We start from the raw sequence: 15,869 nt of genomic DNA on the forward strand, positions 1-15,869 counted from the left end.
GCCCTCATTCCGCGCTACGAAACGAGCGGAATGAGGGCATTCGGGAGGACAAATTGACTATCGGTACGTGATAAATTACCCCGGACTACCTTCTCCGCTTCGCATTGGAGTGCAGCCCGCTACTAGTCCAGTGCCCGGTCGCGGAAGATCAGGAAGCCAATGTGCGCGAATACGCCGAATTTCTGGCGCGGGTCGTCATAACGAATAGCCTGGAGCGAGAGAGGCCCGACCGGAGTCTGGTAAACCAGGCCGCTCATCAGCGTCAGGTAGGGCCGCGAAACGGTGGCTCCGCGCTGGGGCAGCAGCGGGTTGCTCTCCTGCCGCTCCCAGGGCCGCACGAGCGTGTGTACGTACACCTCGGAGCGCCATTCCAGCTTGGTTAGCACCTCCTTGATGTAGCGCAGGCCCAAGGCCGCAAAGGCCGTGCCCCGGTAGCGGTCCATAAACAGGGTGCGCGAATCGGTGAGTGGCAGGAAGGGGGCCGAGGTAGTGAGCGAGGAGCGGTAAGTGGCAAACGGGCCCTGGGTACTGGCCTGTACTTCGGCCAGATAGCCCCAGGCGTGTACCTTGCGCCCCACAGTGTCTACCTTGTTAAAGTTGAAATACTGCTCATTAAACAGGCTCAGCTTAAGCCATTGCTGGGTTACGCGGCGGCCGGCCAGCGTTTGGCCATCCGGGCCCTCGGCAGTGCTGCCCGGCGTGTAGAGCTCCTGGCCCCGCACACCCCGGAACCCCAGCTTTACCCGCCGGCCGGCTACCGCATACTGGCGGCGGTTAAGCGAATTACGCTCGAAGTTGAGGGCTGCCGTAAATCCCTGCAGCCGGTTCTGGTCGAGGGTGGCGTCGCTGCTGATGGCATCGGTGTTGGCAAACTGGTCGCGGTTGGTAAATACGCCCCCACTCAGTATATAGCGGCTGCGGTAGTTGGGGCTGAAACCCACCTGCAGCAATGTTTTCACATCGCGCTGCTGAATCTGCGAGTTCTGGGCCGACGACTTCAGCAGCGGGCTGGTATCCTGGTAATTGAAGTTGTTGAACGTAAATACGGGCTCGATATAGAGCGGAATATTGCCCGGAATGCTGACCCGAAACGACGCCCGGGCCCCGTTGTAGAACCGGCCGATAGTGGCGTCGCCCTTGATGGTGTAGAGGTAGCGGTTGAGGTAGCGGTAGCCGACACCCAGGTACAGATTGCTCATCGAGCGGGTCGAAAGCATGCCCCCCAGGTCGGCGGTGAGGTTGGAGTTTTGGCGGGCATCTACCCCCAGCACATAGCCGCCTTGCTTCTTGTCATAGCGAATGCGCGGGTACACGTTGTTGAAAAAGTCGTTGCTAACCAGCCGATAGTAGCCCTCCTCCACGTCGCCGGGCGAGTAATAGTCGGAGCCCGAGCGCTGGAAAAAGCGCCGCACAAACTCCTGCTGCTCACGCGGCAACCCCTGCACGGTTATCTGTTTGAACTGGGTATTGGGGGCGCGCTGCTGGAAGGCCAGCCGGCGCGACTGCAGTGCCAGCGTGTCCTGGCGGCGCGCAATACGGCTCTGGAGTATTTCCATCTTGCGCTCGGCAGCCTGCGCGCCCAGCTCCACCAGCCGCTTGGCCTGGTTGAAGTCGGCGGCCGTAATATCGCCCAGATCGGGCTGGATGTAGATGCCATTAGGGCCCACCGACGTGGTATCGGCCACATTGGAGCCCAGAAACAGCAGCGTAGAAGTCAGCAGCTCGTCGTCGCGCTTTTTGGGGTAATTTTTGAAGGCCACGTCGCCCACGTTCACCCCAATCATAATATCGGGCCCGAACTCTTTGCGCATTACTTCAGTCGGAAAGTTGTCCACCACGGCCCCGTCGAAGAGGTAGCGGCCATCGGCCTGGCGGATGGGCCGGAAGGCTAGCGGGAAGGCCATGGAGTTACGCACGGCATCGGAAAGCGAGCCACTGCGCTGTATCACCTTCTCGCGGGTGAACACCTCCGTAGCCACGGCCCGGTAGGGCACCAGCAGGTTGTCGAAGTTGTAGTCGGCAATGGCACCGGCCGGGGCCAGCATAGTGGCCAGCACGTAGTTCAGCGTCACGTCATCTACCAGTCGCGGCGTCACCCGGATGTTGAAGCTCGTGTCGATGGCCAGGCGCAGGTGTAGCGGAGCCGGCGTGGGGTCGGTGTCGTAGTAGTTATACACCTTGCCCTCCAGCGGCGCCCCCGATACCCAGGTCTGAAACTCGGGCCGCAGCACGATATTCTCAATCTCGTCGGGCGAGTAGCCGGCCGCATACATAGCGCCCACAATAGCGCCCATGCTGGTGCCCACAATGTAGTCGATAGGAATCCGGTTTTTTTCCAGCTGCCGCAGTACGCCCACGTGCGCCAGGCCCTTGGCCCCGCCCCCGCTTAGTACCAGGCCCACCTTCTGGGCCTGCACGGCGCCCGGGAGCAACAGCGCCAGCAAGGCCAGCGCACAATAGAATTTCCGCATATATTTTTTTAGTAGAAGTGCCCGGGCAAGTCCGCTTCCTACGTAGCACCGGGCCCGGAGTTATCCGGCCGGTGCAATATTGGCCATCAGCGGTTTCCGACCCTTATTGGGCGCGCAAAGAACGGGGATTTAAGGCAGTAAACCGGCATGCCGCCGAACCTATCGTTCCGGTGTATTGCGCGCAGCAGTACTACGTCAATCTTCGTGGCCGGCGGCCGAGCGCACAGGCGCATTTTCGAGCTGCTTGGCTTCGAGGGCGAGGCGCTGCTGCTCCTTTTCAGAAGGTGTACGCGGCAGCTTATCCAAGTCGGGCTGGCCGGCATCCACCCAAGCCGTGTACCAGAAGGCCCCCACCAGGCGCAGAGCCAGCTTCATTTGGCGCTCTACCTGCCCGCTCAGGCGCTGGTGATAGGCGCGGGCAAAGTCGCGCGAGTAGGTGCGCACCGTCACGTTTCCGCGCTGCTCGAAACCGTACTTGCGGTCCTCCGAAAACTCGCGGCTCAGCTCCCGCTCGAAGCGCAGCACCGAGTCGAGGGCGGCATTGGAGCGAGCCACGGTAGTCCAGATAACGTCGGTGGGCCGCTCGAGGTAGGGCGCGGGACCGGTGAAGAAGTCGTAGCCACCGCTCAGCAGCTCGGGCAGGCGGCTTTCCCAGAACCCATGGATGCCGCGCTGGTCGGTGAGCTGGCCGTTGTAGTTGCGGGTGGTGTGCAGCGGCACGCAGGCATCGGCAATGTAGTGGCCCAAATCGGCCGACAGGTGCAGAATCCGGTCGGTGTCGCGGGCCTGGAACGCGGCCGTCAGCTGGCCCTTCATGCGGGCCACCTGCCAGGGCACAATGCCGTGGCGCAGCAGCGTATCCTCGCTCAGCAGGGCCACCGCATCGGGGTACGAGCGGGGCAGCTTATAGGCCGCCGAGTCGCCGTAGGCATCGAGGTCGAGGAAGTGGCGGGGCGCTTCGCCAGGCACCAGGGTGCGCCGCGAGTCGGGGCGGGTGGCGTTGGTGGTCAGGTAATCGATGTTGGCCTTGTAGAAAACGACCATCTCGGGTGGCAACGTATACACGGCCAGCCGGTTGATGAGCCGGTGCGCGAAAAACCCCCAGGCCCTGGCCGGGGCCGGCAGCAACAGTAGCAGCAGCAGAAAGGGAGCAAGGCGACGCATGAGGGAAGATAGACGTTTTTTAAATCAAGGCGAAAAAGTCAAAAGTAAAAGCCGCCAGAACTGTCATTCCTCTTTCGTCGGAATGACAGTTCTGGCGGCTTTCACTTTTGACTTTTTCCCTTTGGCTTCGGGCCTTAGCTGATGCTCACGCGCACCTTTTTGGTGTACTCGCGCAGGGCCGTTTTGAAGTCGGATTTATGGTCCTGGATGTGATTGATGATGAAGATGGCGGCAAACACATGGGTGAGCTGCTCGCCTTCATCCTCGCCTTCCACCTCAAAAGCAGGCGTCTGCTCTTCGAGCAGCGCCTCCTCGGCGGCCAGCAGGCTTTCCAGAGTCTGGGTTTCCACCAAATGGCGGATAACGGGCATTTTCATGGCGGCGCGGGCTAGTTGAGGCGGGAGATGAGCGAGGCCACGGCCTCTTCCTTGCTGGCGGCCACGGTATCGACCAGCTCGCCATTGCGGAACACGGCGAAGAAAGGCAGGTTGGTAACGTTGGCCAGCTTGCGGGCCTCGGGGCTGTTTTCGGCGTTTACGTCCAAAAACTTCATGTCCTCGTTCCCCTCGGCCAGGCGCTTGAACTTAGGCGAAAACAGGCGGCAGTTGCCGCACCAATCGGCGTAATATTTCACCACTACTTTCTCATTTTCCTGGAGTAGCTGCTGAAAATCGGCGTCGGTGGCTTTGATAACGGACATTCTAAATGGGGTTTGGTGACAACAAAGGGTGCTGGTAGATGAGAATCATTCTCATCTACCAGCAAAGGTAAAGGCAAAACCCGTCAAAAAAGTTTTCCAGCGCCCGATTTAAACAGAGGATCGGCCTGTTCCGCGAAACGGAGTTGAGCAGAACAGGCCGATCCTTTTCCCCGGAACTCTGGTCCGCCGGGTGTGTTTAGCTTCTGCCGACTCGGCCTTACTCGCTCTATGCCCCAGAACATCCTTTTTTTCGGCGACTCGCTCACGGCGGGCTACCAGCTGCCCGCCAGTGCCTCTTTTCCCTCGCGTATTCAGGAGAAAATCGACGCTCTTAGCCTGCCCTACAAAGCCCACAACTACGGCGTGAGCGGCGAAACCAGCGCCGGCGGCCGCCAGCGCCTGCCCACGGTGCTGGCCCGCTTCCCCCAGCTGGAGGTATTCGTACTCGAACTCGGGGCCAACGATGGCCTGCGCGGTATGCCGGTGCGCGAAACCACCCAGAACCTGCAGTTCATCCTCGACGAGGTGAAGCGCGCCCACCCCCAGGCCCGCCGGGTGCTGGTGGGTCTGGAGTTTCCGTTCGATTTAGGCCCGCTGGCCACGCTGGGTGGCGGCCGCTTCGGCCATTACGCCCACGAGTTCAACGCCTTGTTCCGCCAGCTGGCCGACCAGAACGAGGTTGATTTCGTGCCCTTTCTGCTGCACGGCGTCATCGGCCAGCGCCACCTTAACCTGCCCGACGGTGTGCACCCCAACGCCGAGGGCCAGAAGCTGCTGGCCGACAACGTGTGGCAGGTGTTGCGCGGCGTGCTGGAGCCGCAACGGCCGTAGCACAGGCGCGCAGTAATGCCACAGGTCTTCAGAACCATATTCCTGCTAATTTAGCCTCCCATTCCTCCTCTTGCCTTTCCTTTATGAACCGCCCGTTTTATAGTCTCGGCGACTGGCGCCGCAACCTGTTTCTGCTCACGGCCGCGGCCAGCCTGGGCCTGGGCGTTTTGCCGGCCTGCTCCTCCAACGACAGCCGTCCGGAAGCCGCAGAGGCCTCCTCCTGGGACAATGCCGCCACTGACTCCTACAGCCAGGGCGTCATCACCGAAATGACGGAGACGGAGCTGGGCCAGTGGAAGATTACGGCCGAGCGGCCGGCCGGCAAGGAAGAAGTGGCGGCCATACTGCGGCATGCCGATGGCAAGGTGGATACGCTGCAGGGCCAGGCCCTGCAGCAGCAGATGCAGAATTACACCCGCCAAAACCCCGAAAACCGGGTAGCGGGCAGGGGCATGATGGATGTGCTGATGTGGAGCGGCATCGGCTACATGGCCGGCCGCTGGATGACGCCCAACTCCGGCGCCTACGCCTCATCGGGCATCATGCAGCGCAACAACGGCTGGCGACAGACTATTTCCCAGGAGCGCACCAACGAGGGGCGGGGCTTTTTCGGACGGGGTTTTACGGGTAACCGCAACGGCGGCAACGCGGGTATCAGCCCCAGCTCCAGCGTGCAGCGCAGCACCCCGCGCGGCACGTTCCGCAGCTCGGCCCCCAGCGGCAGCCGCAGCGGTTTCGGCAGCCGGAGCAGCTCGCGGGGCTTCGGCGGATAACTGGCCGACTTAACCTACGTTGCGCAGAGCGGTGTAGGGGCGCTTATCCCCGCCCGCCGTTGAACGGTTTGCGTCGAACGAAACCGCCTGGGTCGTTCCGATGGTTTGTTCTGGCGGCGCGGACAAGCCCCGCCCCTACACCGCTCTGCGCAGCTTACGTCATTTAATATCCAACCTTCAGCCAACCTACCCGTGGTGCGTACCAGCGGGCTTCGAGGGCTGAGTAAGCTGCCATTGCGTATGATTCGTTTGCTGCCACTTTCGGGCAATGTGGAGCCGGCCATGCGCCAGCTGGGCTGGGACTGGGCCGTGGAAGAAGCCTGCGCCGCTTACCTGGCGCCGGAGGCCCTGGCCGTGCCGGAAGCCGAGGCTGAAACGCTGCTGCAAGCCGCCGACGCGCTCTATGAGATGATGGTACAGTCCATCCCCGACCCCATTCCCGACGACTTTCTGCGACAGTTGGGCATCCCGCTCAACCTCTGGGAAGCCGTGCGCCACAGCTGGAACGATGACCGGCACTGGCACCTCTACGGCCGCTTCGACTTGGCCGCCACCCCCGAAGGCCCCAAGCTGGTGGAATTCAACGCCGACACCGCCACCAGTATTCCCGAAACGGCGGTGGTGCAGTGGGCCTGCCTCATGGCCGCCGGCCGCCCCGCCCACGAGCGACAGGCCAACGGCCTGTTCGAGGGCTTGGAAGCTCAGTTGCGCCACTGGCAGGAGCTGAACCCCGATCTGGCCCCCCACTTGCTGCTGGTGCATTTGCCCGATAGTGCCGAGGATGAAACCAACTGCGCCGTGCTAGCCGAGGCGGCCCGCGCGGCTGGGTTCAGCACGGCCCATAGTTGCGGCGTAGATGCCATGCGCGTGAACGTGGAGGGCGACGACCGCGGGGTTTGGGCCGAAGTGGAACCCGGTAAGTGGCAGCGCTTCGAATTCCTGTTCAAGCTGGTACCCTGGGAGCTGCTGGCCGATGAGGAGCCCGGCCTCACCGCCGACCTCACCCAGCTGCTGCTCACCCGCGACCTGATTATTGCCAACCCCGCCTACACGCTGCTGTTCCAAAGCAAGGCCTTGCTGGCCCACCTCTGGGACGTATTTCCGCACCATCCGCTGCTGGCAGAGGCCAGCCTGCGCAACATGCCGGGCCACCACGTCCGCAAGCCCCTGTTCGGGCGCGAAGGCCAGAACCTGACCGAAATGGACGGCATCCGCACCCGCGAGGAGCAGCCCGGCGACTTCGCCGACCAGCCCCAGGTGCGCCAGCGCTGGCTCGATTTCCCGACCGACACCCAGGGCCGCCGCTACCAGGCGGGCGTATTCTGGGCCGGCGAGGCCTGCGCCCTCAGCTTCCGCCGCGACCCGGGCATCATCACCAACCTCTCCGAGTTCGTACCGCACATTCTGACGGCCTAACGCTGTAGGGGCGAGGCTTGTCCCCGCCCGCCGTTGAACGGCCCGGAATTGAATCGTTCAATGACCCTGAACCAAACCGTTTAACGGCGGGCGGGGACAAGCCCCGCCCCTACGTCGTGCTTTATTTCGCGTCGTACATCCGCTCGTAATACTCGCGGGCCATGCGGCCCGATTCGTATTCTGGCTCCACGTCGCGCATAGCGGCTTTGCGGATGGCCAGAAACTTGGCGGGCTGGTCGTAGTAGAGGGGGATGATGTCGTTTTCGAGGGCGTCGAGGATGCCGGTAGCTTCGAGGTCGTCCTTCTCGTTTTCCGAGTCATGCAGGTCGGCCAGGGGCAGCAGGAAGCTGTTTTCGCCGTCGCGGGCGAATTCCGGAATCCAGCCGTCGGGGATGCTCAGGCTGATGCTACCGTTCATGGCGGCCGTCATGCCGCTGGTGCCCGAGGCTTCGCGCGGGAAGCGCGGCGTGTTCAGCCAGATATCGGAGCCCTTTTTGGTGGCCGCCGACAGGGCCAGCTCGTAGCCCGTGAGCACGGCGCAGGTGTTGAAGTTCTTGGTCTTCTCGATGAGACTGTTGAAGACGGCAATGGCCCCGAAATCCTTGGGGTAGGGCTTGCCGGCCCAGATAACCTGCAGCGGCCGGCCGGTGTCGGTCACCAGCTTCTGGAACCGCTCGAAGTGGCGCAGAATCAGGTCGGCGCGCTTGTAGCCGGCGAAACGGCGGGCCCATACCAGCGTGAGAGCATCGGGGTCGAGCAGCTTGCCGGTCTGGTCGGCCACGATGTCGAACAGGCGCTTTTTCAGCTCCCGCTTGCGGGCGTTCAGGGCCTGGTCGTCGTTGTCTTCCAGGGTCTTGTGCAGTTGCTCATCGCGCCAGTAGGTGCCGTTCTGCGAGTTGGTAATGGCGATAATAGGGCAGATGCCTTCATTGGCGCCCCACATTTCGTTGGCCACTTTGCCGTGCACCTTCGAGACGCCGTTGCTGATGCGGGCGAAGCGCAGGGCCGTGAGCGTGTAGTTGACCCGCTCGTTTTCCACGATACCCAGGTCGCGTACCTCGCCCAGCGTCAGGCGGCCGAAGAACGACATCTTGTAGAGCAGCTCCAGCGGGTGCTCCTCGTTGCCGGCCAGCTCGGGCGTGTGAGTCGTGAACACGAGGTGCTCGCGCACTTTCTGCCGGTCGCGGCCGAATTTCTCTTGCAGGTAAAACGCCAGCGGCAGGCCGTGGCCCTCGTTGAGGTGGTACACCTCGGTGTGGCGGTCGAGCACGTCGAGCAGCTTGCCGCCGCCCACGCCCAGCAGAATGCTCTGGGCCACGCGAGTGGCCGTGTCGCCGTCGTAGAGGTGGTGGGAGATGGTGCGCGAGAGGTGGTCGTTTTCCGGAATGTCGGTGGTCAGGAAGAACATCGGGGCCGTGCCGAACGTCTCGGGGTCGAGGTAGAGGGCGCGCACCTGCACCTGGGCCTCATGGATGGTGATGGGGAAGGTGATGCCAGTATCCTGCAGGAAGCTGTAGTGCTTGCGGTGGAACTCGGCCCGCATGGTCTGGTCCTCGTTGCGGCTCTGGTCGTAGTAGCCGTAGCTCCACAGAATGCTGATGCCTATCACGTTCTGCTTCAGCTCATACACTGAGCGCATGTGCGAGCCGGCCAGAAAGCCCAGGCCGCCGGAGTAGGTTTTCAGGGCCTGATCGACGGCGAATTCCATGGAGAAATACGCGGCCGGGGTGGCAAACTCGGGAGCGGGCGTGTAGTAAGAGAGGTCGAAAGCCATAAGGGCGAAAGTTGCGGATGAAGTAAAAAGCCGGAGCTAGGCGGTGCCGCCGGCCCAACGGTTACCCAAAAAAACAAGAAAAGAACTACCCGAAGCATCTGCCCCCTGCCTTAGCGGCCCGGATGCTAACCAGCCACCAGTAATAGCCAAACGGGCACCACTACCCCCACCCGAACCCCATCGGCCGGGCCATACGCAACGGCATCAGGCACTTGGAGCCCACCGCCGGGTTCGGGCCACGGCGGCGGCAGCTCGCGGCCAAGTGCCTTATTATCCGGGTTGGCAGCTTGTTGTGGCTCGTTGAGGCAATACAGCACGTACATTCGTCAACACATCATCATTTTGGGCGCCTGAAACAGTAGCGCGGCGGGCGGGCGAGGGCGTTCTTTGTCTATTACGTTCCTTATCCCACCCCGCGTATGTTCGCTTCCCGATTCCTGCCCCTGCTGGCCGGTGCGCTACTGGCCATAGCCGCGCCCGCGCTGGCTGCCCCGGCTCCGGCTCCGGCTGCCCCCACTATAACCGCTGCCGCCAAAGCCGCCCCCATCCAGCGCATCGACCCCACATTCTGGTGGGTGGGCATGAAGAACCCCAGGCTGCAGCTGCTCGTGCACGGCCCCGGTATCCGGACGGCCACGGCCGCGCTGCGGGCCTACCCGGGCGTGCGCCTCGACAGCGTGCAGCAGCTGGCCAGCCCGAATTACCTGATGCTACACCTCACCATCGGTTCCGAGGCCCGGCCCGGTCGGCTCCAGCTCGATTTTAAAGGCACCAAAAAGTTCAGCTACAACTACGAACTCAAGCAGCGCACCACGCCCGGTGACGACAAAAAGGTGCAGGGCCTCACGCAGCAGGATTTCATCTACTTTCTGATGCCCGACCGGTTTGCCAACGGCGACCTGAAAAACGACTACCTCAAGGACATGCGCGCGCCCAAAGTGGCCCGCGACTCGATGTACAGCCGCCACGGCGGGGATTTGGCCGGTATTGAGCAGCGCTTCGACTACTTCAAGGACCTGGGCGTGACGGCGCTGTGGCTGACGCCGGTGGTGGAAAACGACATGCCCAAGGCCAGCTACCACGGCTACGCCCTCACCGATTACTACAACACCGACCGCCGCTACGGTACCACCGAGCAGTACCGGCAGTTTGTGGAGCGCGCCCACGCCAGCGGCCTGAAAGTGGTGCACGACGTGGTGCTCAACCACATGGGCTCCAAGAACTACCTGTTCCTCGACCAGCCCGCGCCCGACTGGTTCAACCAGTGGCCGGGCTTCACGCGCAGCAACTACAACGCCTCGGCCCTCAACGACCCCTACGGCTCCGTCCTCGACCGTAAGCTGTACAACCAGGGTTGGTTTGACACCACGATGCCCGACGTGAACCAGGCCAACCTGCTGGTGTCTACCTACCTGATTCAGAACTTTTTGTGGTGGGTGGAATACACCGGCCTCGACGCCTACCGCATCGACACCTTCCCCTACTCCGACCCGAAGTTTCTGATGGATTGGGGCCGGGCCATGCAGGAGGAATTCCCGCGGCTGGCGCTGTTCGGCGAGTCGTGGGTGGGCAGCACGGCCCAGCAGGCGTTCTTCGCCCGCAACATTTTCCAGCCCGTTGATGGGTTAAAGGCCAACCTGCCCTCGGTGCTCGATTTCCAGTCGAGCTTCGCCCTGCACGATGCCCTGAAGTCGGGCAACATGCTCAAACTCTACGAGTCGCTGCAGGGCGATTGGATGTACGAGGACGCCTCGCGCAACGTCACGTTCCTCGACAACCACGACGTGAGCCGCTTCTACTCAGTTATCGGCGAGGACTTCGCGCGCTACAAAATGGGCCTGGCCTGGCTGCTGACCACCCGCGGCACCCCGCAGCTGTACTACGGCACCGAGGTGCTGATGAAGAACTTCAGCAACCCCGACGGCCTGGTACGCGCCGACTTTCCCGGCGGCTTCGCGGGCGACTCGCTCAACTACTTTAAAAAGCGCCCCGGCCAGCCCGGCGAGGCCTTCGACTACGTGCGCAAGCTGGCCCAGTACCGCAAGTCGCACGCCTTTTTGCACTCGGGCAAGCTGATGCAGTTTATCCCGCAGGACGGCGTGTACGTGTACTTCCGCTACGCCCCCGAAGGCACGGTGATGGTGATACTCAACGGCAGCAAAGAGGCCCGCACGCTCGACGGCGCCCGGTTCGTGGAGCGCACGGGCGGGTTCACCTCGGGCCTGGAGGTAACGACCGGCGCGGTGCTTCCTACTTTAAAGTCGTTTACCGTGCCGGCCGCTACGGCGTGGGTAGTGGAATTGCGGTAGATTGGGCTTGTTCTGGCGTCAGGATTCTGCCGCCATCAGCCGGGCCTGTTCCTCAACTTTACCATCCCTTCAACCCCGAGGGCCTCTTTTGCAAAGTGAACTGCCGGTAAAACTCCGGCGCCCGCTACGGGCTAAAAACGCCAGAATAACCTGACTATGAAACGCCTCCTGCTCCTGCTCGCGCTTGCCGCCTGCTCGCCCCAAAAACCTGCTATGCTTCCGCCCGACGCCAATACCACCGAAGAAGCCCCCCAGGACCACAAGCTCATCATCTACCAGCTGATGACACGCCTGTTCGGCAACCAGACCGCCACTAACAAAACCTACGGCACTATCCAGGAAAACGGCGTCGGCAAATTCAACGACATCAACGACCAGGCCCTGCAGGCTATTAAGCGGATGGGGGCCAGCCACGTGTGGTACACCGGCGTGCTCGAACACGCTACCCTCACTGCCTACGAGGGCATCCCGGCCGATGATGCCGATGTGGTGAAGGGCCGCGCCGGCTCGCCCTACGCCATTAAGGACTACTACGACGTGGCTCCTGACCTAGCCGTGGACGTGCCCAACCGCATGCGCGAGTTCGAAGCGCTGGTGAAACGCACCCACAACAACGGCCTCAAGGTTATTATCGACTTCATTCCCAACCACGTGGCCCGCTCCTATAAATCGGATGCCAAGCCGGCGGGCGTGGTAGACCTGGGCGAGCAGGACGATAAAACCCAGGCCTTCAAGCCCGGCAACAACTTCTACTACCTGCCTGGCCAGCCCTTCGTGGTGCCGACCGACTACAATCCGCTGGGCGGCTTAAAGGCCCCCAACGAGGATGGTAAGTACCAGGAAAACCCCGCCAAGGCTACCGGCAACGATGTTTTCACGGCTGCTCCGAGCGTCAACGACTGGTTCGAAACCACCAAACTCAACTACGGCGTCGACTACCAAAACAAACGCCAGCCCTACTTCGAGCCTATTCCGGATACGTGGCTGAAAATGCGCGACATTCTGGTGTTCTGGGCCCGCAAGGACGTTGACGGTTTCCGCTGCGACATGGCCGAGATGGTGCCGGTCGAGTTCTGGGCCTGGGTGATTCCGGAGCTGAAGAAGGTGAAGCCCAGTCTGCTGTTCATCGGCGAAGCCTACGACGCCAAAACCTACCAGATGTACCTGGAAAAAGGCCATTTCGACTACCTCTACGATAAGGTGGGCCTCTACGACGGCCTGCGCCGCCTGACCCGCAACGAAGGCACGACCCGCGACATCACCAAAGTCTGGAGTGAGGAAAGCCGCGGCTTCGGCGGCCACATGCTGCGCTTTCTGGAAAACCACGACGAGCAGCGCATTGCCAGCCCCGACTTTGCCGGTAACGCCCGCGCCGCCCTGCCGGCCATGACGGTTTCCGCCACGCTGGGCACCGGCCCGGTAATGCTCTACTTCGGGCAGGATGTGGGCGAGCCGGCCCTTGCCTCCGAAGGCTTCTCGGGTGAAGACGGCCGCACCACTATTTTCGATTACTGGGGCGTGCCCGAGCACCAGAAATGGCTGAACGGCGGCAAGTTTGATGGCGGCCAGCTCAGCCCCGAGCAAAAGCAGCTGCACGCGTTCTACGTACGCCTGCTCACGCTTTCGGGCCAGCGCGAGGCCATTCGGAAGGGCCGTTTCTACGAGCTGCAAAGCACGTTGGCGGCCCAGAACCCCGGCTACAATGCCGAGCGCGTGTACGCCTACCTGCGCTACACCGACCGCGAAAAGCTGCTCGTCATCGTCAACTTCAGCCCCAGCCAAACCCATACGCTCAACCTTAACCTGCCCGCCGACATGCGCGCCAGCCTGAACCTACCCGCCGACAAGCCGCTTACCTACACCGATTTGCTGGCCCCGGCTAGTAAATCGACTAATAGCACTACCGTTACGCTGGCCCCGCAAAGCAGCCACATTTTCGAAATCAAGTAGTGAGAAGCCAGAGGCTAGAAGAACGTCATTCAGAGCGTAGCGAAGAATCTCGCGTGCTAACGTTACAAAGTCGCTGTTCAACGACTTCGTGCGCGATTCTTCGCTGCGCTCTGAATGACGTTCTTCTCACCTACCCACTTCCGCCCGTTCCCAATCCCTAAATTCCCCCACATATGGCCTCCCCCACCGCCACCGTTTCGGCTGATACCCGCGACAAACCCCGGATGAGCTTCTGGCAAATCTGGAACATGAGCTTCGGCTTTCTGGGTATCCAGTTCGGATTCGAGTTGCAGAATTCCAATGTAAGCCGCATTTTCGAAACGCTGGGCGCCAGCAAAGACGACCTGCCGCTACTATGGATTGCCGCCCCACTGACGGGTCTGTTAGTGCAGCCCATTGTCGGCTACTTTTCTGACCGTACTTGGCACCCTACCTGGGGCCGACGACGGCCGTTCTTTTTCTTGGGGGCAGTGCTGGCTACGCTATCATTATTTATTATGCCCAATTCGGGGTCGCTGCTGATAGCGGCCGGGATGCTGTGGGTGATGGATGCGAGCATCAATATTTCGATGGAGCCGTTCCGGGCCTTTGTTGGCGACCTGTTGCCTAACAACCAGCGAACTACAGGCTTTGCTACCCAAAGCTTTTTTATCGGGGTGGGCTCGGTTATCGCCGCCGGCCTGCCGTGGGTGTTCACCAACCTATTTGATATAGCTAATATAGCCCCACAGGGCCAGATTCCGCCCTCCGTGAAATATGCGTTTTACGCGGGCGGAGTGGCGTTTTTTCTGGCCGTGATGTACACCGTGGTCACTACCCGCGAGTACCCGCCGGCCAACATGGCTGAGTTTGAGCGCGAAAAAGCCGACACCCGAGTATTCGATGGTTTGAAAGAATCGTTCATGGGCATTTTCCATATGCCCAAGGCGATGCAGCAGCTAGCCGTGGTGCAGCTTTTTACTTGGTTTGCCCTGTTTGCTATGTGGATTTACTCCACCAACGCCATCACCAGCAACATCTACGATATGCACGTAGACAACCAGCTATTTGCCAAAATCGAGCAGCGGGTGCAGGCAGCTTCCGCTTCCGTAAAAGGCGTGGCAGCCAAAAGCTTCTTCGATCTGAGCGCCGCCACGGCTGCCGAGATGCAAGCCAAGCAGCTCACTGCACTCCGCAACGATTTAGCCGATATCAACCGCTTTCAGTCCGGCAGCCCCGACAAGGTGATAACCACCAACTTGGCAGGTTACGCACTGAAGAGCACTGATTTTACCCCCGCCGAAGTTACTACGCTCGTAAGGGTCCAGCAACAGTACAACGATGGGGCCGACTGGTTGGGCATCTGCTCATCGGTGCGCAATGGTGTGGCCGCCCTGTTTGCCTTCCTGCTGCCAGTACTGGCCCGCCGCACCAGTCGCCGCTTTACCCACATGCTGTGCTTAGTAGTGGGCGGCTTGGGCCTGATTTCTCTGCGCTTCGTGGATACGCCGGCCCTGTTGGCAGTAGCTATGGGTTTGGTAGGTATTGCCTGGGCCAGCATTCTGTCGATGCCTTACGCCATGCTCGCCGGTGCCCTACCTGCCAACAAAATGGGCTATTACATGGGGGTGTTCAACTTTTTCATCGTCATTCCCCAGATTGTAGCGGCCACGGTGTTAGGTTTCCTTACTATCCATCTATTCAGTGGCAATACCCTCTCGGTGCTGGTTCTGGGCGGAGTCACGATGGTTATTGGGGGATTGCTCACGCTACGTGTCGATGATGCCGATGATATCCGGCTGGTTTCGGCGGAGCCCGTGGCCTTGCCGGGCGGTGGCTATGATGCTCCGGTAGAAACCGATCCGCGGCTGTGAGGTAAGAGATAAGACAACGAGAAAGGCCTGCCCTGCTGAGCTACATGCTCAGCAGGGCAGGCCTTTCTCGTTGCTGAGGCACCGGGCGCTACCCGGCCAGCCAGCTATAGGCGGGCGCTTCTTCCACAAACACCCGGATTTCAAGGTCGGCGGCGGCTACGGTGTTCAGCTCGCGGAGGCGGACGATGAGCAGCTCGGCGTGGTAGGGCGTGGTGAAGTAGGCAATGCGGCGCACGGTGGCGGGCAGGGCCGCCTGCAGCTCAACCCGGAAATCGTGCAGAATCCAGAGCATATCGGCCGGGTCGGCCAGGCCGCGGCTGCGCAGGTCGATAAGCCAGCGGCCGGCCTGCACGGGCTGCGCCATGCGCAGCGCCTCCTGGTAACCGGCCCGGTGCTCGGCCGGGGTAGCTACCCGCGTCCAGCGCATTATCAGCAGCCGTAAGTCGGAGCGGTAGGAGATGAGGACGTATTCGGCAACGGGCATTGGAAGGGGCTGGCAGGCAATGGGGCAAAGGTAAGCCCAGTGGCGCACACTATCCGAACAGTACAGCCCGCTCCTGTAGCAATGCAACTCCGGCGCTTACAGATTTGTCCTTCCCTGCGTATCTTCCCCCCGTAATCCATTCCA

General features: G+C 61.5%; 12 protein-coding genes. 6 read left to right on the forward strand and 6 right to left on the reverse strand.

The genetic code is table 11. The annotated features are described in order from the left end of the window. Nucleotides 1–122 precede the first annotated feature (122 nt). The 4 genes from D0N36_RS12295 to D0N36_RS12310 form a co-directional block, all read right to left on the reverse strand. On the reverse strand, nt 123–2,471 hold the full coding sequence (locus D0N36_RS12295; RefSeq protein ID WP_116941893.1) for a patatin-like phospholipase family protein: 2,349 nt from the start codon (nt 2,469–2,471) through the stop codon (nt 123–125). 195 nt (nt 2,472–2,666) lie between these two features. Further along, entirely contained in the window at nt 2,667–3,635 is a 969-nt protein-coding gene (locus D0N36_RS12300) for a zinc dependent phospholipase C family protein (protein ID WP_116941895.1), read from the reverse strand. Nucleotides 3,636–3,769: 134 nt separating this feature from the next. After that, the gene (locus D0N36_RS12305; protein ID WP_116941897.1) at nt 3,770–4,012 is read right to left on the reverse strand and encodes a DUF6952 family protein; all 243 of its coding nucleotides are present in this window, start codon (nt 4,010–4,012) and stop codon (nt 3,770–3,772) included. An 11-nt stretch (nt 4,013–4,023) separates the two neighbouring features. Further along, the gene (locus D0N36_RS12310; protein WP_116941899.1) at nt 4,024–4,335 is read right to left on the reverse strand and encodes a thioredoxin family protein; all 312 of its coding nucleotides are present in this window, start codon (nt 4,333–4,335) and stop codon (nt 4,024–4,026) included. 228 nt (nt 4,336–4,563) lie between these two features. Here D0N36_RS12310 and D0N36_RS12315 point away from each other — a divergent pair, with 228 nt between their 5' ends. The 3 genes from D0N36_RS12315 (at nt 4,564) to D0N36_RS12325 (ending at nt 7,355) form a co-directional block, all read left to right on the forward strand. Beyond that, nucleotides 4,564–5,166, forward strand: coding sequence for an arylesterase (locus D0N36_RS12315; protein WP_116941901.1), 603 nt, complete (start codon nt 4,564–4,566; stop codon nt 5,164–5,166). Nucleotides 5,167–5,249: 83 nt separating this feature from the next. After that, complete coding sequence (locus D0N36_RS12320) at nt 5,250–5,939, forward strand: hypothetical protein (RefSeq protein ID WP_116941903.1); 690 nt, start codon at nt 5,250–5,252, stop codon at nt 5,937–5,939. Nucleotides 5,940–6,179: 240 nt separating this feature from the next. Further along, nucleotides 6,180–7,355 (forward strand): glutathionylspermidine synthase family protein, encoded by a 1,176-nt coding sequence (locus D0N36_RS12325; RefSeq protein WP_116941905.1) that lies wholly within the window; start codon nt 6,180–6,182, stop codon nt 7,353–7,355. Between the two features lie 121 nt (nt 7,356–7,476). On the opposite strand, the gene glgP is transcribed toward D0N36_RS12325, so the two are convergent. Then, nucleotides 7,477–9,129, reverse strand: coding sequence for an alpha-glucan family phosphorylase (gene glgP / locus D0N36_RS12330; RefSeq protein ID WP_116941908.1), 1,653 nt, complete (start codon nt 9,127–9,129; stop codon nt 7,477–7,479). A 419-nt stretch (nt 9,130–9,548) separates the two neighbouring features. Here glgP and D0N36_RS12335 point away from each other — a divergent pair, with 419 nt between their 5' ends. The 3 genes from D0N36_RS12335 to D0N36_RS12345 all read left to right on the forward strand — a co-directional run bounded on the left by D0N36_RS12335 (nt 9,549) and on the right by D0N36_RS12345 (nt 15,241). Continuing rightward, a complete protein-coding gene (locus tag D0N36_RS12335; RefSeq protein ID WP_116941910.1) occupies nt 9,549–11,438 on the forward strand; it encodes an alpha-amylase family glycosyl hydrolase in 1,890 nt (629 codons plus the stop codon). A gap of 213 nt (nt 11,439–11,651) precedes the next feature. After that, complete coding sequence (locus D0N36_RS12340; protein WP_242478897.1) at nt 11,652–13,388, forward strand: alpha-amylase family glycosyl hydrolase; 1,737 nt, start codon at nt 11,652–11,654, stop codon at nt 13,386–13,388. A gap of 173 nt (nt 13,389–13,561) precedes the next feature. Beyond that, complete coding sequence (locus D0N36_RS12345) at nt 13,562–15,241, forward strand: MFS transporter (protein ID WP_116941914.1); 1,680 nt, start codon at nt 13,562–13,564, stop codon at nt 15,239–15,241. Between the two features lie 88 nt (nt 15,242–15,329). On the opposite strand, the gene D0N36_RS12350 is transcribed toward D0N36_RS12345, so the two are convergent. Next, nucleotides 15,330–15,725 carry a hypothetical protein gene (locus D0N36_RS12350; protein WP_116941916.1) on the reverse strand — a complete coding sequence of 132 codons (396 nt, stop codon included), beginning with the start codon at nt 15,723–15,725 and terminating at the stop codon, nt 15,330–15,332. Between the last annotated feature and the right edge of the window lie 144 nt (nt 15,726–15,869).

This window comes from Hymenobacter lapidiphilus, assembly GCF_003417065.2.
Taxonomy (GTDB): Bacteria; Bacteroidota; Bacteroidia; order Cytophagales; family Hymenobacteraceae; genus Hymenobacter.

What these genes read in the sequence shown, in the direction of transcription:
- D0N36_RS12295 (WP_116941893.1), bottom strand. Translation starts at nt 2,471, where the DNA reads ATGCGGAAATTCTATTGTGCGCTGGCCTTGCTGGCGCTGTTGCTCCCG.
- D0N36_RS12300 (WP_116941895.1), bottom strand. Translation starts at nt 3,635, where the DNA reads ATGCGTCGCCTTGCTCCCTTTCTGCTGCTGCTACTGTTGCTGCCGGCC.
- D0N36_RS12305 (WP_116941897.1), bottom strand. Translation starts at nt 4,012, where the DNA reads ATGAAAATGCCCGTTATCCGCCATTTGGTGGAAACCCAGACTCTGGAA.
- D0N36_RS12310 (WP_116941899.1), bottom strand. Translation starts at nt 4,335, where the DNA reads ATGTCCGTTATCAAAGCCACCGACGCCGATTTTCAGCAGCTACTCCAG.
- D0N36_RS12315 (WP_116941901.1), top strand. Translation starts at nt 4,564, where the DNA reads ATGCCCCAGAACATCCTTTTTTTCGGCGACTCGCTCACGGCGGGCTAC.
- D0N36_RS12320 (WP_116941903.1), top strand. Translation starts at nt 5,250, where the DNA reads ATGAACCGCCCGTTTTATAGTCTCGGCGACTGGCGCCGCAACCTGTTT.
- D0N36_RS12325 (WP_116941905.1), top strand. Translation starts at nt 6,180, where the DNA reads ATGATTCGTTTGCTGCCACTTTCGGGCAATGTGGAGCCGGCCATGCGC.
- glgP (WP_116941908.1), bottom strand. Translation starts at nt 9,129, where the DNA reads ATGGCTTTCGACCTCTCTTACTACACGCCCGCTCCCGAGTTTGCCACC.
- D0N36_RS12335 (WP_116941910.1), top strand. Translation starts at nt 9,549, where the DNA reads ATGTTCGCTTCCCGATTCCTGCCCCTGCTGGCCGGTGCGCTACTGGCC.
- D0N36_RS12340 (WP_242478897.1), top strand. Translation starts at nt 11,652, where the DNA reads ATGCTTCCGCCCGACGCCAATACCACCGAAGAAGCCCCCCAGGACCAC.
- D0N36_RS12345 (WP_116941914.1), top strand. Translation starts at nt 13,562, where the DNA reads ATGGCCTCCCCCACCGCCACCGTTTCGGCTGATACCCGCGACAAACCC.
- D0N36_RS12350 (WP_116941916.1), bottom strand. Translation starts at nt 15,725, where the DNA reads ATGCCCGTTGCCGAATACGTCCTCATCTCCTACCGCTCCGACTTACGG.